This is a genomic window from Gordonia ajococcus, from assembly GCF_012974285.1.
GTDB lineage: Bacteria > Actinomycetota > Actinomycetes > Mycobacteriales > Mycobacteriaceae > Gordonia > Gordonia amicalis.
In genome coordinates this window covers 3,053,030-3,075,172 of sequence record NZ_CP052884.1, presented here as the reverse complement: position 1 = coordinate 3,075,172, position 22,143 = coordinate 3,053,030, and the positions used below count along the sequence as shown (strand labels likewise).

The 22,143-nt window shown below is 69.0% G+C and carries 21 protein-coding genes; 16 read left to right on the top strand and 5 right to left on the bottom strand.

Annotated elements, in window-relative coordinates; genetic code table 11:
* Positions 1-6: 6 nt before the first annotated feature.
* Positions 7-789 carry a peroxide stress protein YaaA gene (gene yaaA, locus GAA2_RS13905; RefSeq protein ID WP_191834425.1) on the bottom strand — a complete coding sequence of 261 codons (783 nt, stop codon included), beginning with the start codon at positions 787-789 and terminating at the stop codon, positions 7-9.
* Here yaaA and GAA2_RS13900 point away from each other — a divergent pair.
* Positions 788-2,518 (top strand): proline--tRNA ligase, encoded by a 1,731-nt coding sequence (locus GAA2_RS13900; protein ID WP_024498437.1) that lies wholly within the window; start codon positions 788-790, stop codon positions 2,516-2,518. The genes yaaA and GAA2_RS13900 overlap by 2 nt on opposite strands.
* Before the next feature lie 20 nt (positions 2,519-2,538).
* Here the strand turns inward: GAA2_RS13900 and GAA2_RS13895 are convergent, their stop codons facing one another.
* Complete coding sequence (locus GAA2_RS13895; RefSeq protein ID WP_096273847.1) at positions 2,539-3,009, bottom strand: ferritin-like domain-containing protein; 471 nt, start codon at positions 3,007-3,009, stop codon at positions 2,539-2,541.
* Positions 3,006-3,509, bottom strand: a complete 504-nt coding sequence (locus tag GAA2_RS13890; RefSeq protein WP_051349600.1) for a hypothetical protein — start codon at positions 3,507-3,509, stop codon at positions 3,006-3,008. The genes GAA2_RS13895 and GAA2_RS13890 overlap by 4 nt, the downstream gene beginning before the upstream one ends.
* 115 nt (positions 3,510-3,624) lie before the next feature.
* Here GAA2_RS13890 and rimP point away from each other — a divergent pair, with 115 nt between their 5' ends.
* The 7 genes from rimP to GAA2_RS13855 all read left to right on the top strand — a co-directional run bounded on the left by rimP (position 3,625) and on the right by GAA2_RS13855 (position 11,500).
* Entirely contained in the window at positions 3,625-4,194 is a 570-nt protein-coding gene (gene rimP, locus GAA2_RS13885) for a ribosome maturation factor RimP (RefSeq protein ID WP_096273849.1), read from the top strand.
* Between the two features lie 69 nt (positions 4,195-4,263).
* On the top strand, positions 4,264-5,274 hold the full coding sequence (gene nusA, locus GAA2_RS13880) for a transcription termination factor NusA (RefSeq protein WP_006436405.1): 1,011 nt from the start codon (positions 4,264-4,266) through the stop codon (positions 5,272-5,274).
* 103 nt (positions 5,275-5,377) lie between these two features.
* Positions 5,378-5,632 carry a YlxR family protein gene (locus tag GAA2_RS13875; RefSeq protein ID WP_024498441.1) on the top strand — a complete coding sequence of 85 codons (255 nt, stop codon included), beginning with the start codon at positions 5,378-5,380 and terminating at the stop codon, positions 5,630-5,632.
* A 132-nt stretch (positions 5,633-5,764) separates the two neighbouring features.
* Complete coding sequence (gene infB, locus GAA2_RS13870) at positions 5,765-8,650, top strand: translation initiation factor IF-2 (RefSeq protein WP_024498442.1); 2,886 nt, start codon at positions 5,765-5,767, stop codon at positions 8,648-8,650.
* 107 nt (positions 8,651-8,757) lie between these two features.
* The gene (gene rbfA / locus GAA2_RS13865) at positions 8,758-9,207 is read left to right on the top strand and encodes a 30S ribosome-binding factor RbfA (RefSeq protein WP_006436409.1); all 450 of its coding nucleotides are present in this window, start codon (positions 8,758-8,760) and stop codon (positions 9,205-9,207) included.
* Entirely contained in the window at positions 9,204-10,160 is a 957-nt protein-coding gene (locus tag GAA2_RS13860; protein WP_096273851.1) for a DHH family phosphoesterase, read from the top strand. The genes rbfA and GAA2_RS13860 overlap by 4 nt, the downstream gene beginning before the upstream one ends.
* Positions 10,161-10,183: 23 nt before the next feature.
* Complete coding sequence (locus GAA2_RS13855) at positions 10,184-11,500, top strand: MATE family efflux transporter (RefSeq protein ID WP_410471360.1); 1,317 nt, start codon at positions 10,184-10,186, stop codon at positions 11,498-11,500.
* Positions 11,501-11,517: 17 nt separating this feature from the next.
* Here GAA2_RS13855 and GAA2_RS13850 read toward each other — a convergent pair whose 3' ends face one another.
* Positions 11,518-12,297 (bottom strand): hypothetical protein, encoded by a 780-nt coding sequence (locus GAA2_RS13850; protein WP_238063675.1) that lies wholly within the window; start codon positions 12,295-12,297, stop codon positions 11,518-11,520.
* Positions 12,298-12,405: 108 nt separating this feature from the next.
* On the opposite strand from GAA2_RS13850, the gene GAA2_RS13845 reads away from it, so the two are divergent.
* Genes GAA2_RS13845 through truB form a run of 3 tightly spaced genes read left to right on the top strand, consistent with a single transcriptional unit; the run spans position 12,406 to position 14,969 of the window.
* Positions 12,406-13,395 carry a metallophosphoesterase family protein gene (locus GAA2_RS13845; protein ID WP_006436413.1) on the top strand — a complete coding sequence of 330 codons (990 nt, stop codon included), beginning with the start codon at positions 12,406-12,408 and terminating at the stop codon, positions 13,393-13,395.
* Positions 13,392-14,048 (top strand): 4'-phosphopantetheinyl transferase, encoded by a 657-nt coding sequence (locus GAA2_RS13840; protein ID WP_006436414.1) that lies wholly within the window; start codon positions 13,392-13,394, stop codon positions 14,046-14,048. The genes GAA2_RS13845 and GAA2_RS13840 overlap by 4 nt, the downstream gene beginning before the upstream one ends.
* Complete coding sequence (gene truB, locus GAA2_RS13835; protein WP_006436415.1) at positions 14,049-14,969, top strand: tRNA pseudouridine(55) synthase TruB; 921 nt, start codon at positions 14,049-14,051, stop codon at positions 14,967-14,969. It begins immediately after the preceding gene.
* Here the strand turns inward: truB and GAA2_RS13830 are convergent.
* Positions 14,966-15,655, bottom strand: a complete 690-nt coding sequence (locus tag GAA2_RS13830) for a metal-dependent transcriptional regulator (RefSeq protein WP_006436416.1) — start codon at positions 15,653-15,655, stop codon at positions 14,966-14,968. The two genes, truB and GAA2_RS13830, sit on opposite strands and share 4 nt — an antisense overlap.
* Positions 15,656-15,772: 117 nt before the next feature.
* Between GAA2_RS13830 and GAA2_RS13825 the strand changes: the two genes are divergently transcribed.
* From GAA2_RS13825 to GAA2_RS13805, 5 genes are all read left to right on the top strand, one after another.
* Positions 15,773-16,744: a bifunctional riboflavin kinase/FAD synthetase gene (locus GAA2_RS13825; RefSeq protein WP_006436417.1), complete on the top strand. Its 972-nt coding sequence runs from the start codon at positions 15,773-15,775 to the stop codon at positions 16,742-16,744.
* Positions 16,741-17,412, top strand: a complete 672-nt coding sequence (locus GAA2_RS13820) for a hypothetical protein (protein ID WP_006436418.1) — start codon at positions 16,741-16,743, stop codon at positions 17,410-17,412. The genes GAA2_RS13825 and GAA2_RS13820 overlap by 4 nt, the downstream gene beginning before the upstream one ends.
* A 78-nt stretch (positions 17,413-17,490) precedes the next feature.
* Complete coding sequence (gene rpsO / locus GAA2_RS13815) at positions 17,491-17,760, top strand: 30S ribosomal protein S15 (RefSeq protein WP_006436419.1); 270 nt, start codon at positions 17,491-17,493, stop codon at positions 17,758-17,760.
* A gap of 466 nt (positions 17,761-18,226) precedes the next feature.
* Positions 18,227-20,515, top strand: a complete 2,289-nt coding sequence (locus tag GAA2_RS13810) for a polyribonucleotide nucleotidyltransferase (protein WP_006436420.1) — start codon at positions 18,227-18,229, stop codon at positions 20,513-20,515.
* 100 nt (positions 20,516-20,615) lie between these two features.
* A complete protein-coding gene (locus GAA2_RS13805) occupies positions 20,616-22,139 on the top strand; it encodes a putative nucleotidyltransferase substrate binding domain-containing protein (protein ID WP_006436421.1) in 1,524 nt (507 codons plus the stop codon).
* Positions 22,140-22,143: the final 4 nt, after the last annotated feature.

The window sequence follows — 22,143 nt, the reverse complement described above, 5'->3', positions numbered from 1 at the left end:
CGACGATCAGTCGGTGAGCACCACGATCTGATCGGGTGCGGCGATCTCGACGCGCTGACCCGCGTCGGACAGCACGGCGGCCAGTCCGTTGACGTCCCGCACGTTCCGCCGCGTCCGGACCAGCTCGCGGGCCATCAGGCCCTTGTAGTGCTTGTTGAAGTGACTCACGACCTTGCGTGAGCCGTCGGGCTGTTCGGTCATCACCGTTGCGGTGACCGCGCTGCGGACGGGGCCCAGCTGCTGGTAGACGCCCGAACGAAGATCGATGACGAAGTCGTCGACCGCGTCCAGCGCGGGCGAGAGCTCCGGCTTCCAGATCGACGCGAGCGTCGCCATACCGGGGAGCTTCGATCCGCCCGAGAGCCGGTAGGCGGGGATCGCGTCGGCGGCCCGCACCACACCGAACAGTGCCGATCCGATGGCCAGCCGTTCGGTGGCCTTGGTCTTGCCCGCCTTCGTCAGCGAGGCGTGGTCGAGGGCGTCGTAGAGGACGCCGGTGTAGCGCTCGATGGCGGGACGGGTGGGGGAGAGCCACAGGTCGGCGTTGCGGTCCACCTCGGCGAGCTGGGTGGCGCCCAGGCCGAGCGCCGAGCGGCTCGCGTCGAGGTCGCCGGCGAGGTCGACGATCGCCTCGCCGATCCGTTTGCGGACGGGGTTCAGCTCGGGAAAGGACAGGGTGTCCAGGTCGAGGGGAGCCCCGTGCCCACCGTCGGATTTGGTCTCGGAGGGAGGCAGGATGACGAGCACCGGAACACCATAACTAAGCTGGTTTGTCGTGATCACACGCATGTCGACCCTGTTCCTGCGGACCCTGCGCGACGACCCGGCCGATGCCGAGGTGCCCAGCCACAAGCTGCTGGTGAGAGCGGGCTACGTCCGCCGCGTCGCGCCCGGTGTCTACTCCTGGCTGCCGCTGGGTCTGCGCGTGCTCAAGGCCATCGAGAACGTGGTGCGCGAGGAGATGAACGCGATCGGCGGCCAGGAGATCCTGCTGCCGGCGCTGCTGCCGCGTGAACCGTACGAGGCGACCAACCGCTGGACCGAATACGGCGACGCGCTGTTCCGCCTCAAGGACCGCAAGGGTGCCGACATGCTCCTCGGGCCCACGCACGAGGAACTCTTCGCGACGCTGGTCAAGGGCGAGTACTCGTCCTACAAGGACATGCCGGTCATCCTGTACCAGATCCAGACCAAGTACCGCGACGAGGAACGGCCCCGCGCGGGCATCCTCCGCGGTCGCGAGTTCGTGATGAAGGACGCCTACTCCTTCGACCTCGACGACGACGGCCTCAAGAAGGCCTACAACCTGCATCGAGAGGCGTACCAGAAGATCTTCGAACGCCTGCAGATCAAGTACGTCATCGTCTCTGCCACGTCCGGCGCGATGGGCGGCAGCGCCTCCGAGGAGTTCCTGGCCGAATCCGAGGTCGGCGAGGACACCTTCGTGCGGTGCCTGGAGTCGGGTTACGCGGCGAACGTCGAGGCGGTCGTGACGCGTGCGCCCGAACCGAAGCCGATCGACGGCCTGCCCGAGGCCGTGGCACACGACACCCCGGACACCTCGACGATCGAGACCTTGGTGACGTGGGCGAACGAGACCCTCGACGGTGAGTTCGCCGCGGCCGACACCCTCAAGAACGTGATGGTGAAACTGCGTGCGCCGGGCAAGGACTGGGAGATCGTCGGCGTCGGCGTCCCCGGTGACCGCGAGGTCGACATGAAGCGTCTCGAGGCATCCGTCGAGCCGGCCGAGGTCGAGTTGCTCACCGACGCCGATTTCGCCGCCAACCCGTTCCTCGTCAAGGGGTACATCGGACCGAAGGCCCTGGCCGCCAACGGTATCCGTTATCTCGTCGACCCCCGTGTGGTCGACGGCACGTCGTGGATCACCGGTGCCGACGAGCCCGGACGCCACTACGTCGGCCTCGTCGCCGGCCGTGACTTCACGCCCGACGGCACCGTCGAGGCCGCGGAGGTCCGCTACGGCGATCCGTCGCCGGACGGCGCCGGAGTGCTGGTGAGCGCCAAGGGCATCGAGATCGGGCACATCTTCCAGCTCGGCCAGAAGTACACCGATGCCTTCGAGGTCGACGTGCTGGGCGAGAACGGCAAGCCGGTCCGGCTGACCCAGGGGTCCTACGGCGTCGGCGTGTCACGTCTGGTGGCGGTCATCGCGGAGCAGTCGCACGACGACAAGGGACTGCGCTGGCCGAAGACCGTGGCGCCGTTCGCCGTTCACCTCGTCATCGCGAACAAAGACGAGGCCGCGATCTCCGGTGCCGAGCAACTCGCCGCCGATCTCGATGCCGCCGGACTCGAGGTTCTCCTCGACGACCGCAAGGCGTCGCCCGGCGTGAAGTTCAAGGACGCCGAGCTCCTCGGCATGCCGACGGTGGTGGTCGTCGGACGCGGTTACGCCAACGGCACCATCGAGATCCGCGACCGCTTCACCGGTGAGACCACGGAGGTGGCCGTCGACGGGGCGGTGGACGCGATCGCCGCGGCCGCCCGCGCCTGAGAATCAGCCCCTGCTTGTGATCAACCCGAGACAGGCGACCCCGGGAACGCGACCGTGACCGGGGTTTCCTGCAGCAGCGCCCGCCAGGTGGCGGCGCGGACCGCGCAGTCCGACAGGCCGTCGACGCCGATCCGGCGGCCGGACTCGTCATCGGCCTGCTCGAGCAGGGCCCGGTATGCCGTCGTGCAGTCCACCTCGGCCGCGAGTGCGGCCTGTGCGGCGGATTCGGGATCGGTGACCTGCACGGGGAGCGTGTAGCCCGCCGCGGCGAGCGGCGGGGTGCCACCGGCGGCGGAGATCGTCCGCTCGATCTCGTCACGACGGGCACGGTGCTCGGCGGCGTAGTCGCCGACCATGCGACGACGCGCGGCCGCGACGTACGCGGTGATCACCCCGTAGGCGAAGATCGCGGCGTTCTCGGCATCGGCCGCGACGGCGAGCGGATCGCCGCTGTCGGCCACGGGCGACGGGGACGGGACGGGTGTGGTCATGCCAGTTGCACCTCTCGCATCGAGGTCACGGCGGCCGCGACCGATCCGACCAGTCCGGCCGGGTACCCGGACAGGGAGATCGCCACATTGCGGGCCTCGCCCGACGACCGCTCGAGTTCGGCCCGCAGGCTCACGAGGGTCGGCGGTGCGGCGGGTGCGGGTGACGTCGAGGGTTGCGGCTCGTCGACGGTCGCCGCGACCTCCTGGTCGAGACGGATGATCTCCTCCCGCAGCGCCCGCGCATGCTCGGCGCGCTGATCGGCCACGACGGTGAGCGCCGCCGTATACCCGGGTTCGGCGGTCGCGAGCGAGCGAGCGCTCTTCTCGTCGGCAAGAGCGCTGCGCACGAGGGGTACCAGTCGCTCGGCGGTGACGGTCTCCTCCGACGGTCCGGTGCTGCAGCCTGCAACGCCGACGACTCCCAGGCCGGCCACCGCGACCCCGAAAACGAGTCCGCCGCGCAGCACGGTGCGCCGATCCAATGTGGTCACGCGACACATGATGCCAGCCGCGAAACCGAGGTGGTCGGGGCATGCCCGTCGATCCACTAGGATGTGTCAGGCAACGACGTGCGAAACCAGGCACGGCCCGACAACTGAAGACGAGGGGAGTGGCATGCCGATCAGCCCGCCGCAGGTGAGTGAACTCGTCGAAAAGCTTGTCGCAGAGCAAGGTTTCGACCTCGAGGACGTCACCGTCAACCGGCGCGACGGCCAGGACGAACTGACGATCGTCGTCGACCGCGACGGCGGCAGCGACCTCGACGTCCTCGCCGACCTGTCCAACCGGATCTCCGAGGTCCTCGACGCGGTTCCCGAACTCGCCGAAGGCGACCCCTACGTCCTCGAGGTGACCTCGCCCGGGGTCGACCGCCCGCTGACTCTTCCGCGCCACTGGCGCCGCAACGCCGGTCGCCGCGTCGCCGTCGACGTGGCCGCGCGGGAGGGGAGTGAGGCCCGCTCCGTGACGGGCCGCATCGGCAAGCTCACCGGCGAGACCGTCGAGATCGTGATCAACCACCGCGGGCGGATCGCGGTCGAGTCCATCCCGCTCGACGCGGTGACGACAGCGGTCGTGCAGGTCGACTTCTCGCAGCCGAGCGTGACCGAACTCGAACTCTGCGGCCTCGACGCCGACGAGATCGAACGCCGGCGGGCGCGAGACCGGACGCAACTGAACAACTGAACAACCACTGACGAGAGAACAGCAGCGACAAGTGAAAAGCGGGGGACAAGTGAATAGGAGCCAGATCGCATGAACATCGACATCGGCGCACTGCGCATGATCGAGGCCGACAAGGGCATCTCGATCGAGACGGTCATCACCGCCATCGAGACCGCCCTGCTGACCGCCTACCGTCACACCGACGGCTTCGCGCCGCACGCGCGGGTCGACATCAACCGCAAGTCGGGTGCCGTCCGGGTGATGGCGCAGGAGGTCGACCAGAACGGCGACGTCGTCCACGAGTGGGACGACACCCCCGAGGGCTTCGGCCGGATCGCGGCCACCACCGCGCGCCAGGTCATTCTGCAGCGGCTGCGCGACGCGGAGAACGAGAAGAACTTCGGTGACCTCGTCGCCCACGAGGGCGAAATCGTCGGCGGCGTCGTCCAGCAGGACTCCCGCGCCAACGCCCGCGGCATGGTCGTGGTCCAGATCGGCAGCGACGCCAACAGCACCGAGGGCGTCATCCCGCCCGCCGAGCAGGTACCCGGCGAGGTCTACACCCACGGTGACCGCATCAAGTGCTACGTCGTCGGCGTGAGCCGCGGCCCCCGCGGACCCCAGATCACGCTCTCGCGAACCCATCCGAACCTGGTCCGCAAGCTGTTCTCACTCGAGGTGCCCGAGATCGAGGACGGCTCGGTCGAGATCGTCGCGGTCGCCCGCGAGGCCGGCCACCGCTCCAAGATCGCCGTGCACACCGGTGTGGCCGGGCTCAACGCCAAGGGTGCCTGTATCGGCCCGATGGGACAGCGCGTGCGCAACGTGATGAGCGAACTCGCCGGCGAGAAGATCGACATCATCGACTACGACACCGATCCCGGGGTGTTCGTGGGGAATGCGCTGTCGCCTGCGAAGGTTGTATCGGTCACCGTGGTCGACGCGGCCGCGAAGGCGGCCCGCGTCGTCGTCCCCGACTATCAGCTCTCCCTCGCCATCGGCAAGGAAGGGCAGAATGCCCGGTTGGCCGCCCGGCTGACCGGTTGGCGGATCGACATCCGCTCCGACGCCGCGCCTGCGGTCGAAGGAGCCGCCGAGTGACGCGTGTGACAGCCGATTGTTCGCGACCGGCACGATCGCGCTAGACTGATCGATGGTTCAGCGTTCCGCCCCCCGCACGTCAACCAACCACAGGCCCGTCCGGATGTGTGTCGGTTGTCGGCAACGGGCAGAGATCACCGAGTTGGTACGCGTCGTCGCGCAGAAGTGTGACGACACCACCGGCCTCGTGGTCGATCCCGCGAAGACCATGCCGGGACGTGGCGCTTGGTTGCATGCGAGGGCGGAGTGCATCTCTGTCGCGACGCGACGCAGGGCCTTCGCCGCGGCACTCCGGACCCCCGGTCTGACCGCGGACCCGGAAGATCTCGCCGAACAGCTCGGCGTGATCACCCACTAAAAGATGGCTCCTCGGAGCCGGAACAGGTTGCAGAAGACATGAGCACACCGTGAAGTCCCCACGATGAGCATGTACCGGACATAAATCGAGGCCGTAGCGGGTTAGCCGCTTGGCCTCCAACAAAGGAGAGCAGTGGCAGGCAAAGCCCGCGTGCACGAACTGGCCAAAGAGCTCGGCGTGACGAGCAAGCAGGTGCTCGAGCGCCTCAAAGAACAGGGCGAGTTCGTCAAATCGGCGTCGTCGACGGTAGAGGCCCCAGTGGCCCGTCGACTGCGTGAATCATTCCCAGGCAAGGACGGGGTGAGCAAGGACGGCGGTTCGTCGTCGGCACCCGGTCCTCGCCAGTCGGCCAAGCCCGGACCCAAGCCGTCCGGTGCGCCGAAGCCCGGAGCCGCCCCGGCAGCGCCGGCGGCGGGTCGTCCCACCCCGGGACCCCAGTCCACCGCGCCCCAGACCGGCGCACCCCAGACCGGCGCACCCCAGACCGGCGCACCCAAGCCGGGCGGCCCGAAGCCGGGTCCAGCCCCGGTCGAGACCCCCGCACCGGCTGCGGCCGAGCGTCCCAGTCCGGCCCCCGCCCCAGGCGGTCCCAAGCCGGCACCGGCACCTGCGGCCCCGGCCGCGTCGGCAGCTCCCACGCCGCCGACCAAGGCCCCGGGTCCCCGTCCCGGCCCCAAGCCCGGCCCGCGTGCTCCGCGCGTCGGCAACAACCCGTATTCGTCGGCCCCGGCTCCCGCGCCGCGCCCGGCGGCTCGTCCCGGCCCCGGCCAGGGCGGTCCGCGTCCCGGTGGCGGTCGTCCCGGTCCCGCCGGCCAGGGCGGACCCCGTCCCGGTGGCGGTCGTCCCGCACCCGGCCAGGGTGGTCCGCGTCCCAACCCGGGCAACATGCCCCCTCGCCCCAGCCCCGGCGCGATGCCCTCGCGCGCGGCGCGTCCTGACGCCCGTCCGGGTGGTCGCGGCGGTGCCGGCGGCGGCCGTGGCGGAGGCGCCGGCGGCGGCGGTTACCGCGGCGGACCCGGTGGCGGCGGCGCACCCGGTGCACCCGCAGGTGGTGGCTTCCGCGGTCGTCCCGGTGGCGGCGGCGGTCGTGGCCGCGGCGGTGCAGCCGGTGCGTTCGGTCGTCCCGGCGGCGCCCCCCGCAAGGGTCGCAAGTCGAAGCGCGCAAAACGCGCCGAGTACGAGAGCATGCAAGCACCGGCCGTCGGTGGCGTCCGGCTGCCGCGCGGCAACGGCGAGATCATCCGTCTCGCACGTGGTGCCTCGCTCTCCGACTTCGCCGACAAGATCGACGCCAACCCGGCATCGCTGGTCCAGGCGCTGTTCAACCTCGGCGAGATGGTGACGGCGACCGAGTCGGTCAACGACGAGACGCTCGAGCTGCTGGGCTCGGAGATGAACTACCGCGTCCAGGTCGTCAGCCCGGAGGACGAGGACCGCGAGCTGCTCGGCAGCTTCGACCTCACCTATGGCGAGGACGAGGGCGGCGAGGAAGATCTCGAACAGCGCCCGCCGGTGGTCACCGTCATGGGCCACGTCGATCACGGTAAGACCCGACTGCTCGACACGATCCGTAAGGCGAACGTCCGCGAGGGCGAGGCCGGCGGTATCACGCAGCACATCGGTGCCTACCAGGTGAACACCCACCTCAACGGTGAGGATCGCCTGATCACGTTCATCGATACCCCGGGTCACGAGGCGTTCACCGCCATGCGTGCCCGTGGCGCGAAGGCGACCGACATCGCGATCCTCGTGGTCGCGGCCGACGACGGCGTCATGCCGCAGACGGTGGAAGCGGTCAACCACGCCCAGGCGGCCGACGTCCCGATCGTGGTCGCGGTGAACAAGATCGACAAGGAAGGTGCGGATCCGCAGAAGATCCGCGGACAGCTGACCGAGTACGGTCTGGTGCCCGAGGAGTACGGCGGCGACGCGATGTTCGTCGACATCTCGGCCAAGCAGGGCGAGAACATCGACGCACTGCTCGAGGCCGTGCTGCTCACCGCGGACGCATCGCTCGACCTGCGTGCCAACCCGGACATGGATGCCCAGGGTGTCGCCATCGAGGCGCACCTCGACCGCGGCCGTGGCCCGGTGGCGACCGTGCTGGTCCAGCGCGGCACCCTCCGCGTCGGCGACTCGATCGTCGCCGGTGACGCCTACGGTCGTGTCCGTCGCATGGTCGACGAGCACGGCGAGGACGTCCCCGAGGCACTGCCGTCGCGTCCGGTCCAGGTCATCGGTTTCACCTCGGTCCCCGGTGCAGGTGACAACCTGCTCGTGGTCGAGGAGGACCGCATCGCCCGGCAGATCGCCGACCGTCGCAACGCGCGCAAGCGCAACGCGCTGGCCGCGCGCAGCCGCAAGCGGATCAGCCTGGAAGACCTGGATTCGGCTCTCAAGGAGACCAGCCAGCTCAACCTCATCCTCAAGGGTGACAACTCGGGTACGGTCGAGGCCCTCGAAGAGGCCCTGCTGGGTATCGAGATGGGCGACGAGGTGTCGCTGCGCATCATCGACCGCGGTGTCGGTGGTGTCACCGAGACCAACGTCAACCTGGCGGCGGCATCGGATGCGATCATCATCGGCTTCAATGTCCGCGCGGAGGGCAAGGCCACCGAGCTGGCCAACCGCGAGGGTGTCGACATCCGGTACTACTCGGTGATCTACCAGGCCATCGACGAGATCGAGAGCGCGCTCAAGGGCATGCTCAAGCCGATCTACGAAGAGGTGGAGCTCGGCCGCGCCGAGATCCGCGCCATCTTCAAGTCGTCGAAGGTCGGCAACATCGCCGGTTGCCTCGTCCAGTCGGGCATCATGCGCCGCAACGCGAAGGCGCGCCTGCTGCGTGACAACGTCGTGGTCGCCGAGAACCTCACCGTGTCCTCGCTCAAGCGCGAGAAGGACGATGCCACCGAGGTTCGCGAAGGCTACGAATGTGGTCTCACGCTGACCTACTCGGACATCAAGGTGGACGACGTGATCGAGACCTACGAGCTGCAGGAGAAGCCGCGCGACTGATGCGCGTGGGCTCCGAGCTCTCGTAAGAAAACTCTCGACCCGCTGCCGTGCGCGTCGTTCCCGACCAGGGGACGGCGCGCACGGCACCGCTTACGGAAGGACTCCCGATGGCTGATCCAGCACGGGCACAGCGACTGGCCAAGCGGATCTCGACGATCGTCGCCTCGGCGATCGCCTCCGAGATCAAGGACCCGCGCCTGGCCTACGTGACGGTCACCGACACCCGCGTGACCAATGATCTGCACGACGCGACCGTCTACTACACGGTGATGGGTGAATCCATCGACGCCGAACCCGACTACGACGCCGCCGCGGCCGGACTGGCCAAGGCGACCGGCGTGCTGCGGTCCAAGGTCGGTGCCGGAACCGGCGTCCGCTTCACCCCGACCCTGCGTTTCGTCCTCGACACGGTGCCCGACGCGGCTCGTCAGATGGAGGAGCTCGTCGCACGCGCCCGCGCCAACGACGAACTCGTCGCACGGCGTCGGGCAGAGGCGTCACCGGCCGGTGACGCCGATCCCTACCGTTCGGCAGACGACGCCGGCGACGACGAGTGAACGCTTCGGCGAGTGCCGCGATCGCCGCAGAGCTGGCGACCGCATCGGCGGTGACCATCTGCTGTCACGTCCGCCCGGATGCGGACACGATCGGCAGCGGTCTCGCACTGGGACTGGCCCTCGACCGGCGTGGCGTCGACGTCGAGGTGTCCTATCCCGGTGCCGAACAGCTACCGGCATCGCTCGGCGGTCTGCCCGGCAGCAAGCTCCTGTGTTCACCGAACCAGGTGATCGGGCACCCGGTGGTGGTGTCGGTCGATGCCGCGAACCTCGAGCGCCTCGACTCGCTGGGCGCCGTCTTCAGTGCGGCCGACACCTCGATCACCATCGACCATCACGCGTCGAATCCCGGTTTCGGCGACCTCGATCTCATCGACCCGGCCGCCGACTGCACGTCGGTCCTCGTGCTCGACGTCCTCGACGAACTCGGGGTCGATCTCGACGCCGACATCGCCACCTGTATCTACGCCGGGCTGACCACCGACACCGGGTCCTTCCGCTGGGCCCGACCGCAGTCCTTCCGGATCGCGGCGCGCCTGCTGGAGACCGGCGTCGACGCACGCAAGTGGAGCCGCATCCTCTTCGATTCGCATCCGTTCGAGTGGTTCGCCATGATGTCGGACGTGCTGGCGTCGGCGAAGCTGGTCCCGTCGGCGTGCAACGGCGAGGGACTCGTCTACGCGATCGCCGACCAGCGGGCCCTCGCCGGAATGAGCTGGGAAGAGTCCGAGAGCGTCGTGGACACCATCCGGACCGCCCGCGACGCCGAGGTGGCCGCGGTGTTCAAAGAGAGTGCGCCCGGCGTCTGGACGGTGTCGCTGCGGTCCAAGGACGTCGTCGACCTCGTTCCGATCGCCCGCGCCCATGGCGGCGGCGGACACCGGCAGGCGTCCGGTTACAGCGACACCGGCACCGCCGACGAGGTGGTCGCGAGATTGTTGGAGTCGCTCTGAGCGATGATGCGGGTGTCGCGCGGATCGCGACGCTGACCGTCTCGGCGCTCGCGGTCCTGATCGCACCACCGCTCTACCTGCTTCTCGACCTCGCGGTCGTCGGTCGTCTCGGCGGCGAGCAGCTCGCCGCACTCGGCGTCGGAACGCTGGTCCTCTCGATCGTCAGCACCCAGCTCACCTTCCTGTCGTACGGCACCACGGCCCGTGCGGCGCGCAGGTTCGGCGCGGGTGATCGGGCCGGTGCGGTGCACGAGGGCGTCCAGGCCAGCTGGATCGCGGTCGCCGTCGGTGTGGTGATCGTCGCGGTCGCCTATCCGCTCGCGCCCGTGGTCATGAGGTTGCTCGTCGGTGCGTCGTCGCCGGATTCGGCCGCGGTGGCCGCCGACGCCGCCCACTGGTTGCGGATCGCGATGTTCGGGGTGCCGCTGATCCTGCTGTCGATGGCCGGCAACGGCTGGATGCGCGGCGTGCAGGACACGCGCCGGCCGGTCTTCTACGTGGTCATCGGGCTGTCGCTCGCGGCGGTACTGGTCGCCGGCCTCGTGCACGGCATCGGACCGTTTCCGCGTCTCGGCCTTCCCGGTAGCGCCGTCGCGAACGTGATCGGGCAAGGGGTCACGGGCATGCTGTTCGCGGTGCGGGTGATCCCCGAGGCGTCCGGGGAGTCGCAGGGATTCCGACCGGACCGTCCGATCATCGTCGCCCAGTTCGCGATGGCACGCGATCTGATCGTGCGCAGTCTCTCGTTCCAGATCTGTTTCGTCTCGGCCGCCGCGGTGGCCGCCCGGTTCGGCGTCGCACAGGTCGCGGCCCATCAGCTCGTGCTGCAGCTCTGGGAGTTCATGGCGCTGTTCCTCGACTCGGTCGCGATCGCCGCCCAGGCACTCGTCGGTGCCGCGCTCGGCGGTGGTCGCCTGACGATCGCCGACGCCGTGGCCCGCCGCGTGACCGGGGTGTCGGTGGTCGCCGCGACCGCGATGGCCGCCGTTTTCGCCGCCGGTGCGTCGCTCATCCCGCGCATCTTCACCACCGACGACGCCGTGCTCGACGCCATCGGGGTGCCCTGGTGGTTCTTCGTCGGCATGCTGCCGATCGCCGGGGTGGTCTTCGCGCTCGACGGCGTGCTCCTCGGCAGTGGCGACGCCGCCTTCCTGCGCACCGCGACACTGACCGGTGCGCTCGTCGGGTTCCTGCCGTTGATCTGGCTGTCGCTGATCTTCGACTGGGGCCTGGCCGGCGTGTGGTCCGGCCTGGTGGTCTTCACGGTCATCCGGCTCGCGACCGTCGTGTGGCGTATCCGTTCCGGCCGGTGGCGGCAGGCGGGGGTCGTACCCGCCTGACCTGGCCTCGTCCCCGGTCAGCGCTGATCGTCGCCGGGACGCCCGATCTGGGTGGTGCGGAACGACGGGTCGTCGGGACGCCGTGGGGGCTGAGCGAGCGGTGGCGGTGACACGGGATACCGTTCGGTCTCCCGCTGGTCGATCTGATGGGCCTGGGTCCGGTACAGCTGGGTGGCGCGGTGGTCCTCGACGCTCGCCGCGGCCGCGGGTGCGCCTGCCGCCCGGGGTCTCCGCGTGGCGAGGCCGATGCCGTCGCATGCCCACAGGATCAGGATCGCCGCGAGCACGAACGCGATCTCGAACGTCACCACGCCCACGTGGTAACCGAGGGGTAGAGTGCCCCCGCTCGTGAGGTCCGCGCCGAAGTCGGGCTGATGGAAGTAGATCGCCCACGTCCCCAGGGAGAGCACCCCGGCCGCCGGGATCACGCCCAGCCAGGTGGCTGCCGACTGTCGCCGGGCGATGGACCAGACGATGACGACGCCGCTGTCGAACAGGGCGATGTTCGCCATCGCCGCCGCGTCGAGTACCCGTGTATTCCAGTCGGCGATCACGGACGAGTCGAGATAGAAGGGGAGGATCGCGACTCGTTCCAGGGCCAGGAGGAGCAGTCCCACGGACAGCACGAGCGCAAGGCGCAGACCGCTGCGCGTCCACGCCGCGGTGATCAGCAGGAACACGAGCGGCACGACTGCCGACGCGCCGAATCGAGCCCAGGAGTCGGTGCCCGCCGAATCCAGGGCGTAGAGCGACATCACGAGGGCGACGGTGAACGCGACGAGGATCGCGGTACTCACCAGCGCCTGCACCCACCAGGGTCCTCGATTGCCTATCACCGTTCGATCGTCCCACGTGAGACCGCCCCCGGCACGGGGTGATCACGACCTCTGGCACGATGGATCCTCGTGGCAACTTTGTGGGCGATCAGCGATCTGCACGTCGCCCATCGGGGCAACGAGCACATCATCGACGACATCCGGCCGACATCGCCGGAGGACTGGCTCATCGTGGCCGGTGACGTCGCCGAACGCACCGACGACATCGTCGACACCCTCCGCCGCCTGCGGACCCGTTTCCACACCGTCATCTGGGTCCCGGGCAATCACGAGCTGTACACCACGGCCAAGGACCCGCTGCAGGTGTTCGGTGTCGCCCGGTACGACTATCTGGTGCAGGCGTGCCGCGACATCGGCGTGGTGACCCCCGAGGACATCTATCCGCTGTTCGATCCCGGTGACGGCGGCGACCCGGTCCGCGTCGTCCCGATGTTCCTGCTGTACGACTACACGTTCCGGCCGGAGGGCACGGCCAACAAGCTCACCGCGCTGGCGCTGGCGCGCGAACGCAACGTGGTGGCGACCGACGAGTTCCTGCTCTCGCCCGAGCCGTTCCCGACCCGCGACGCATGGGGCCGGGCACGCATCGAGATCACCCGCCGCCGGTTGCAGGCGCTCGACCCGTCGGAGAAGACGGTCCTGATCAACCACTGGCCGTTGCGCCGCGAACCGTGTGATGCGCTCATCTACCCGGAGTTCGCGCTGTGGTGCGGCAGCGAGCTGACCGCCGAATGGCACACCGAGTTCAACGCCGCGTGCTGCGTGTACGGGCACCTGCACATCCCGCGGACCACCTGGTATGACGGCATCCGGTTCGAGGAGGTGTCCGTCGGCTATCCGCGTGAGTGGAAGCGACGCGGCCTGCCGAATCCGTTGATGCGCAACATCGTGCCCGGTGACGGTCTCGGCGAGACCGATCTGCCCGAGCACGGGGTGCGCTTCGACCTGCCGCCCGACTATGCCGAGCGGGCCGCGGAATTCCGGGCGCGTGTGGAGCAGCGGCAGGCAGAGCGCCGGACCCGGCAGGTGGAACGGCAAGCACGAAAGGACGACCGGTGATCGAACAACTCCTTCCATCCGGGGTCGCCTCGGCGGAGGCGTTCGACGATCCGCCCGGGCTGACCCCGATGCCCGCCGAGCAGGCGCTCATCGGCAAGGCCGTCGAGAAGCGTCGCCGCGAGTTCACCACCGTCCGTCACTGTGCGCGGCAGGCGCTGGCGGAGCTGGGTTACGAGCCGGTGCCGATCCTCAAGGGGGACAAAGGCGCTCCGATCTGGCCGGCCGGGATCGTGGGCAGTCTCACGCACTGCGACGGCTACCGCGCGGCGATCGTCGCCCACTCGATGGGGGTGCGATCCCTCGGCATGGACGCCGAACCGCACGACGCGTTGCCCGACGGCGTGCTCGAGCACACCAGCCTGCCCGCCGAACGTGAGGTCCTGGCGACCCGTCCGTCCGGCCTGCACTGGGACCGGCTGCTGTTCTGCGCCAAGGAGGCCACCTACAAGGCGTGGTTCCCGATCACCAAGCGGTGGTTGGGTTTCGAGGACGCCCTGATCACCTTCGAGCAGACCGCGGAGACGTCCGGGACGTTCATCTCCCGCATCCTCATCGACCCGGCCGCGGCCGACGGCGGCGCGCCGGTGCTCGAGTTCCACGGCCGTTGGCTCGTCGAGCGGGGCATCATCACCACGACGATCGCGATGGTCTGAATGGCCGACGCAACCATCGAGAAGGCCGGTCTGCTCATCGTGGACAAGCAGGCCGGGATCACCAGCCACGACGTCGTCTCGCGGTGCCGCAAGATCTTCGACACCCGCCGGGTCGGCCACGCCGGCACCCTCGACCCGATGGCCACCGGCGTCCTCGTCGTCGGGATCGAGAGGGCGACAAAGCTTCTCGGTCTGCTGTCGCTGACCACCAAGTCCTACACCGCGACCATCCGCCTCGGTGCCTCGACCACCACGGACGACCGCGAGGGCGAGATCCTCACCACCGCGGACGCCTCCGGTGTCAGCGACGACGAGATCGCCTCGGCCGTCGCCGATCTCACCGGCGACATCCAGCAGGTTCCGGCGAAGGTCTCGGCGATCAAGGTCGACGGCCGGCGCGCGCATGCGCTCGTCCGCACCGGCGCCGAGTTCGACCTGCAGGCCCGGCCGGTCACCGTGTCACGATTCGACGTCCTGGCCACGCGGCGTGCGGGGGACACCGACAACGACACCGCGGGCGTCGTGGATCTCGATGTCGCGGTGGACTGTTCGTCGGGCACCTACATCCGGTCGCTCGCACGCGATCTCGGTGCCGCCCTCGGCGTCGGTGGGCACCTGACCGCGTTGCGCCGTACCGCCGTGGGGCCCTTCACCCTCGAACACGCCCGCACGCTCGACGAGGTCCGCGAGGACGGCCGCGTCAGCCTCGACATCGACGAGGCGGTGAAGCTGTCCTTTCCCCGCCGCGACATCAGCGACGACGAGGCCGAATCCATCAGCCAGGGACGATGGCTCGAGCCGATCGGCATGAAGGGCGTCTACGTCGTCGTCGACCCGCACGAGCAGGCCATCGCGCTCATCCAGGAGAAGGGCCGCCGGGCGAGTTCGGTGATGGTGGTGCGTCCGGCCACCCTGCGCTAGCGCGGGACGACGAAGATCGCGCGCGCGGCGATGTCGCCGAGGTCGATCGGCGTCGCGTCGTCGAGGGACACCGAGATGGTGCCGGCGAAGGGCCGCTTCTCGGCGACGGTGACGACACGGTCGAGGGCCACGCCGACCTCGTCGAAGTAGCGGAGCATCTCCGGGTCGGTGTCGGAGATGCGGGCGATGCATCCCGACGCCCCGACCTCGAGGTCGGCGAGCAGTGCCGCGGCGGGCGTGGGGATCGAACCGTCGAGTGCGGGGATCGGGTCGCCGTGCGGATCCCGGTCGGGGAAGCCGAGTTTCGCGTCGAGCCGGGCCATCAGCCGATCCGAGACGGCGTGCTCGAGGATCTCGGCCTCGTCGTGCACCTCGTCCCAGCGGTATCCGAGTTCGCGGACGAGGAAGGTCTCGAGGAGACGGTGGCGCCGCACCATCAGGATCGCCGCCTCGCGGCCCTCGTCGGTCAGCGTCACCGCGCCGTAGGGCTCATGGGAGACCAGGCCCTGATCGGCGAGTTTGCGGATGGCCTCCGAGGCCGTCGACGGGGACACTCCGAGGGACTGGGCCAGCAGCTTGGTCGTGACCTTGACGTCTTCCCACTCCTGGCTGGTCCAGATGACCTTCAGATAGTCCTGGGTGACCTGTGACAGTTCGGTCACCGGACGGTCTGATCCCCTGGGCATGGGTATGAGCTTAGCGTCACCTTGTCTGCTCGCCGACATCTCGTCGTCGACACCCCGTCCGTTCGTAGGCGTGTGGCGGTGGTGGTTTGGAACTGGTGCTCCCCGTAGGCTGGTCGCGTGTTGCGATGGCGAGGTCTTGATGACATCCCCGCGGACTGGGGACGGTGCGTGGTCACCATCGGTGTCTTCGACGGTGTGCACCGTGGGCATGCCGAACTGATCCATGCCGCCACCAAGGCGGCCGAAGAGCACGGGGTGCCGTCCGTGCTGATGACCTTCGACCCGCATCCGTCGGAGGTCGTGCGGCCGGGATCCCATCCGCCGCAACTGACCACGCTGACGCGACGGGCGGAGCTGGCCGAGGAACTGGGGATCGACGTCTTCTGCGTCATGCCGTTCACGCCGGAACTCGCCGCGCGCTCGCCCAAGGACTTCGCCCACGACATCCTCGTGGAGACACTGCATGCCGCCGACGTCGTGGTGGGGGACAACTTCACCTTCGGGCGCAAGGCCGCCGGCGACGTCGCGAAACTGACCGAGCTGGGTGCCAAGTTCGGCTTCGAGGTGCAGGCCATCTCACTGTTCGGCGAACAAGCGGTGACCTACTCGTCGACCTACATCCGTTCCTGCGTCGCGGCCGGTGACATGGACCGCGCCGCCGAGGCGCTCGGCCGCCCGCACCGGGTGGAGGGTGTCGTGGTGCGTGGGGACGGCCGGGGACGTGATCTCGGGTACCCGACCGCGAATGTCGCGCCGCCGATGTACGCCGCGATCCCCGCCGACGGCGTGTATGCCGCGTGGTTCACGATCCTGGGCGTGGGACCGGCCGTCGGTGAGGTGCTGCCGGGGGAGCGGTACCAGGCGGCGGTGTCGGTGGGCACCAACCCGACCTTCTCCGGGCGCACCCGCACCGTCGAGGCCTTCGTCCTGGACAAGAACGCCGACCTCTACGGCCAGCACGTGGCCGTGGACTTCGTGCACCGCATCCGCGGCATGGTCCAGTTCGACGGGATCGACGACCTCGTCACCGCCATGGGCGACGACGTGACGAAGACCAGGGAGATCCTGGCGGCGGCCGAGACGCCGTGAGTGCACCGCGCACAGGTGGCGCGCAGACCTCGGCGGTCGCCGCGGCCCTCGCGTCGGTCGTGCTGGGCCTGGTGGTCGTGGCCGCCACCTTCATGGAGTGGGTCGACCTCGGTTCGGTGGGGCTCGCACCGCTCAACCCGAACGGTTTCGGGATTCACAACGGGCACTACGCGCAGGCACTCGGAACGCAGCTGACGCTGGGGTGGTTCACCACCGCACTCGGCCTTCTCATCATCGTCGGTGGTCTCCTGGCCCTGTTCGCCGTCGTGCGTCGGGTGGGGGCGCCTCATCCGGGTTTCGCCCTGGTCGCCGGGGCCGGTGTGGGCGTCGTCGTCCTGGCCGGTGCGGTACCCGTGCGGCCTCTCGGTCTGACGCTGCCGCTGGGCCAGATCGGGGCGACGTCGGCGGCCGCCGACGTCGGTGAACCGACCGCCGGGTTGTTCCTGATGCTCGCCGCCGCTCTGACCTCGGTCGTCCTCGGCCTGGTCGGTGTGTCGCTCACCGGTCGCGAATCCGCCGGAGTGGCCCGTCGCCTCCTCGCGATCACGATCGTCGTCGGCGCCCTCATCGGCGTCATCGCGGTCGCGCTGGTGTGGTGGTGGCTCGGCCGCGATGCGGCCCTGAGCATCCACGGATTTGGGTCCGCACCGGGGCTACAGGTAGCCTGATCAGTCGGTGTTGCTGCAGTCCGCGGTGGCACACCAGTAGTTCTTCCAGACGCGGCACTGAGAAACAGGAGTATCTCCATGGCATTGACTGCCGAGCAGAAGAAGGAAATCCTCACCGAATACGGTCTGCACGAGACCGACACCGGTTCGCCCGAGGCCCAGGTCGCGCTGCTGACCAAGCGTATCGTCGACCTGACCGAGCACCTCAAGCAGCACAAGCACGACCACCACAGCCGCCGCGGTCTGCTGCTGCTCGTCGGCCGTCGTCGTCGCCTGCTGAAGTACGTCGCCAAGGTCGACATCAACCGCTACCGCTCGCTCATCGAGCGTCTCGGCCTGCGTCGCTGATCGCGGACCCGCGCGGAACAGACTTGCCGACCGGCCACCTCCCATCGGGGAGGTGGCCGGTTTCGTCTGTCTGCGGGCTCGTCATATTGAGGTATTGACAGCACGCGGTGATAGGCTGACAGACGGATCGTTGCCGTGAACTGATGGCAGTGCGTGACGACGAGCCAGATCGGTCCTCGGTAGTGGCCGCCGGAGCAAAGGTTCCGGCCGCTTCGATCGAAGGCCGTCTGAGCACTCAACCGGGCGCGAACACGTCGCGCCATTCACCCGCTGCCGTGTTTTCTCGGCGCGTTCTGGGTCGGTCCGATCCGCGCGTGCGATGAGTTCGACAGCACGACTGCACCGGCATCGGTGCACGCTGCGCACCTCGCGATGACCACCCTCAACCGCACAAGCGGCCATGTCTGCGTGGCCGCGCATCATGACGGCCGCTTACGGCAGCCGCTACGAAGGGATTCCACCCCACATGACAGATGTGACCACCACCGAAGACTTCACCGACGAGTACGACGACGCGATCACCGAGGCCACCGCGATCATCGACAACGGGAGCTTCGGCACCCGCACGATCCGGTTCGAGACCGGACGTCTTGCCCTGCAGGCCGCCGGTTCGGTGACCGCCTACCTCGACGACGAGAACATGCTGCTCTCGACCACCACGGCGTCGAAGCACCCGAAGGAGCACTTCGACTTCTTCCCGCTGACCGTGGACGTCGAGGAGCGGATGTACGCCGCCGGCCGCATCCCCGGGTCGTTCTTCCGTCGCGAGGGTCGTCCGTCGACCGACGCGATCCTGACCTGCCGCCTGATCGACCGCCCGCTGCGCCCGTCCTTCGTCGACGGTCTCCGCAACGAGATCCAGGTCGTCGTGACCGTGCTGTCGCTCAACCCGGACGACCTCTACGACGTCGTGGCCATCAACGCCGCGTCGGCGTCGACCCAGCTCGCGGGTCTGCCGTTCTCCGGCCCGGTGGGTGGCGTGCGCGTTGCGCTCATCCCGACCGAGGAGAACAAGGCCGGTCAGTGGGTCGCGTTCCCGACCGTCGAGCAGCTCGAAGGCGCCGTGTTCGACATGGTCGTCGCGGGCCGCATCGTGAGCGGTGAAGGCGACACCGCCGACGTCGCGATCATGATGGTCGAGGCCGAGGCGACCGACAACGTCATCGACCTGATCGCCGGTGGCGCGCAGGCCCCGACCGAGGCCATCGTCGCCGAGGGCCTCGAGGCCGCCAAGCCGTTCATCGCCCGTCTGTGCGAGGCGCAGAAGTCGCTGGCCGCGGCCGCTGCCAAGGACACCGGCGAGTTCCCGCTGTACCCGCCGTACCAGGACGACGTCTACGAGGCCGTCGCCGCCGCCGGCACCGAGCGCCTCGCGGAGATCCTGACGATCGCGGGCAAGCAGGAGCGCGACGACAAGACCGACGAGCTCAAGGCCGACATCCTCGCCCAGCTCGGCGAGCAGTTCGAGGGTCGTGAGAAGGAGATCGGCGGCGCCTACCGTTCGCTGACCAAGAAGCTGGTGCGCCAGCGCATCCTGACCGACCACTTCCGCATCGACGGTCGCGGCATCACCGACATCCGTGCACTCTCCGCCGAGGTCGGCGTGATCCCGCGCGCCCACGGCAGTGCGCTGTTCGAGCGTGGCGAGACCCAGATCATGGGCGTCACCACCCTCGACATGGTCAAGATGGCGCAGCAGGTCGACTCGCTCGGACCCGAGACGTCCAAGCGGTACATGCACCACTACAACTTCCCGCCGTACTCGACCGGTGAGACCGGCCGCGTCGGTTCGCCCAAGCGTCGCGAGATCGGCCACGGAGCGCTCGCCGAGCGTGCCCTGATGCCGGTGCTCCCGAGCGTCGAGGACTTCCCGTACGCGATCCGTCAGGTCTCGGAGGCGTTGGGCTCCAACGGTTCCACCTCGATGGGTTCGGTCTGCGCCTCGACCATGTCGCTGCTGAATGCCGGTGTGCCGCTGCGCGCCCCGGTCGCCGGCATCGCGATGGGCCTCGTGTCCGACACCGTCGACGGCGAAACCCGTTACGTCGCACTGACCGACATCCTCGGCGCCGAAGACGCCTTCGGCGACATGGACTTCAAGGTCGCGGGCACCAAGGACTTCGTGACCGCCCTGCAGCTCGACACCAAGCTCGACGGCATCCCCTCGCCGGTGCTCGCGGGTGCGCTCAGCCAGGCCAAGGACGCCCGGCTGACCATCCTCGACGTCATGGCCGAGGCCATCGACGAGCCCGACGAGATGAGCCCGTTCGCGCCGCGGATCACCACCATCAAGATCCCGATGGACAAGATCGGCGAACTGATCGGCCCCAAGGGCAAGACGATCAACGGCATCACCGAGGAGACCGGCGCCAACATCTCCATCGAGGACGACGGCACCGTGTTCGTCGGCGCCTCGGATGGCGTCAAGGCGCAGGCGGCGATCGACCGCATCAACGCGATCGCCAACCCGCAGCTGCCCAAGGTCGGCGAGCGTTTCCTCGGCACTGTCGTCAAGACCACCGCGTTCGGTGCGTTCGTGTCGCTGCTGCCGGGTCGCGACGGCCTGGTGCACATCTCGAAGCTCGGTAAGGGCAAGCGCGTCAACAAGGTCGAGGACGTCGTGAACGTGGGCTCCAAGCTCCGCGTGGAGATCGCCGACATCGACGAGCGCGGCAAGATCAGCCTCGTCCCGGTCGACGACGACGCCGACAAGGCCGAGGCCGCGGCTGCCGAAGCGGCCACCGCCGACGCCTGAGCTGTTCTGATCGAACCCACACCGGGCCCGTCGTCCATCACGGACGGCGGGCCCGGTGTCGTCTTCGACTCTCGGCCGCACCCGCCTATCATCTTCAGGGATGAACGGTCCGTCCGACCAGTTGACCGTCGCACACCGCCGCGACGCGCAGCGCACACCTTCCGCGCGAACCGTCGCGGATCTGCTGCGGACCGCACCGGTGATCGGGCGGGCCGACATGACCGTGCGGCAGGCCGCGGTGCTGATGACCGAACGCGGTCAGGATTACGTGGTGATCCCGTTGTCCGACGCCGGACAAGGACCGGGCGGACACGGGCCGGGGAGCCACGGGCTGCTCACCGACGCCGACATCCGGGCGCGGGTCGTCGGGGCCGGACGAAGCATCGACACCCCGGTGGGTGAGGTCATCGACGGTCCGGCGTTCGTCGTCGACTCCCGGACGGCGCCGGTCGACGCCCTCACCGAACTCGTCGACCGCGACCTCACGGTCATCCCGGTCTGCGATGCCGCCGGGGCGGTGCTCGGTGTCGTCGGCGCCGGGGACTTCGTCGCCGACCCTGCAGGCGCGAGTATGCCGCTGCGCGAACAGATCTCGCGGTCGCAGACGGTCGGGGAACTTCAGGAGCACGCCCGTCGGCTACCGCAGCTGGTCGCCGATCTCGTGCGACGGGACCGGCCGGCACACGAGGTCACCCGGGTCGCATCGCTCATCGTCGACGCCATCGTGGTGCGGGGCCTGGCATTGGTCGTCGATCCGCATCCCGGCGTCGATCCCACTGCCTACACGTGGTTGTCGCTCGGCAGCAACGCGCGCCGGGAACCGGTGCTGAGTTCCGATGTCGACTCGGCGGTGGTGTTCGACGACGCTCTCGGCAGTTCCGACCTCGACGCCCATCGCACGGCGTTCGAGAAGCTGGACGACCTGCTCCGCGGTGCCGGGCTGACCGTCGACACCAATGGGGCCGTCGCATCGAAGCCGCTGTTCTCGCGGACCCGCGGCCAGTGGCAGGCGGCGGCGCGCGGCTGGATCGAGGAGCCGCTGGCGAACAAGGGGATGATCTTCACCTCGCTGATCCTCGACGGCCGGCCCCTGTCTGCGTCGCGTCGGGAACTGTCCGGTTCACGTCGGGAATCGCCCACGCCGACACCGGGAGTCGAGATGATCGGCGCACTGCGTGCCGATCCGCGCACCATGCGTCTACTGCTGGCGGAGTCGTTGTCGACCAAGGCGCGGCTGCGGTCGATGCGCGATGTCCTGACGCGGCGCGGCGGGACCCTCGACCTCAAGACCCATGCGCTGACTCCGCTGATCAACATCGCCCGGTGGGCGGCACTGAGCGTCGAATCCACCGAGGTGAACACGCGGGCACGGCTGCAGGCCGCCGCGGGCAGTGCATTGTTGCCGACCGGCGATGCGGCGACCCTGATGGAGGTGTTCGACGTCCTGCAGCGGGTGCGGTTGCGGTACCAGGTGGCGCAGTTCGATCAGGGTGAGACGCCGACCGACGTCCTTGAGATGAAGAGGCTGTCTCCGCTCGACCGGAGCCTGGTGGCCCAGGCGGTGCGGGAGATCGCCGGCGTCCAGCGCAGAATGGCCGGTATGAGCCACTACCAGGTGAACTGAGATG

What these genes read in the sequence shown, in the direction of transcription:
- GAA2_RS13900 (WP_024498437.1), top strand. Translation starts at nt 788, where the DNA reads ATGTCGACCCTGTTCCTGCGGACCCTGCGCGACGACCCGGCCGATGCC.
- yaaA (WP_191834425.1), bottom strand. Translation starts at nt 789, where the DNA reads ATGCGTGTGATCACGACAAACCAGCTTAGTTATGGTGTTCCGGTGCTC.
- GAA2_RS13895 (WP_096273847.1), bottom strand. Translation starts at nt 3,009, where the DNA reads ATGACCACACCCGTCCCGTCCCCGTCGCCCGTGGCCGACAGCGGCGAT.
- GAA2_RS13890 (WP_051349600.1), bottom strand. Translation starts at nt 3,509, where the DNA reads ATGTGTCGCGTGACCACATTGGATCGGCGCACCGTGCTGCGCGGCGGA.
- rimP (WP_096273849.1), top strand. Translation starts at nt 3,625, where the DNA reads ATGCCGATCAGCCCGCCGCAGGTGAGTGAACTCGTCGAAAAGCTTGTC.
- nusA (WP_006436405.1), top strand. Translation starts at nt 4,264, where the DNA reads ATGAACATCGACATCGGCGCACTGCGCATGATCGAGGCCGACAAGGGC.
- GAA2_RS13875 (WP_024498441.1), top strand. Translation starts at nt 5,378, where the DNA reads ATGTGTGTCGGTTGTCGGCAACGGGCAGAGATCACCGAGTTGGTACGC.
- rbfA (WP_006436409.1), top strand. Translation starts at nt 8,758, where the DNA reads ATGGCTGATCCAGCACGGGCACAGCGACTGGCCAAGCGGATCTCGACG.
- truB (WP_006436415.1), top strand. Translation starts at nt 14,049, where the DNA reads ATGGCCGACGCAACCATCGAGAAGGCCGGTCTGCTCATCGTGGACAAG.
- GAA2_RS13830 (WP_006436416.1), bottom strand. Translation starts at nt 15,655, where the DNA reads ATGCCCAGGGGATCAGACCGTCCGGTGACCGAACTGTCACAGGTCACC.
- rpsO (WP_006436419.1), top strand. Translation starts at nt 17,491, where the DNA reads ATGGCATTGACTGCCGAGCAGAAGAAGGAAATCCTCACCGAATACGGT.
- GAA2_RS13810 (WP_006436420.1), top strand. Translation starts at nt 18,227, where the DNA reads ATGACAGATGTGACCACCACCGAAGACTTCACCGACGAGTACGACGAC.
- GAA2_RS13805 (WP_006436421.1), top strand. Translation starts at nt 20,616, where the DNA reads ATGAACGGTCCGTCCGACCAGTTGACCGTCGCACACCGCCGCGACGCG.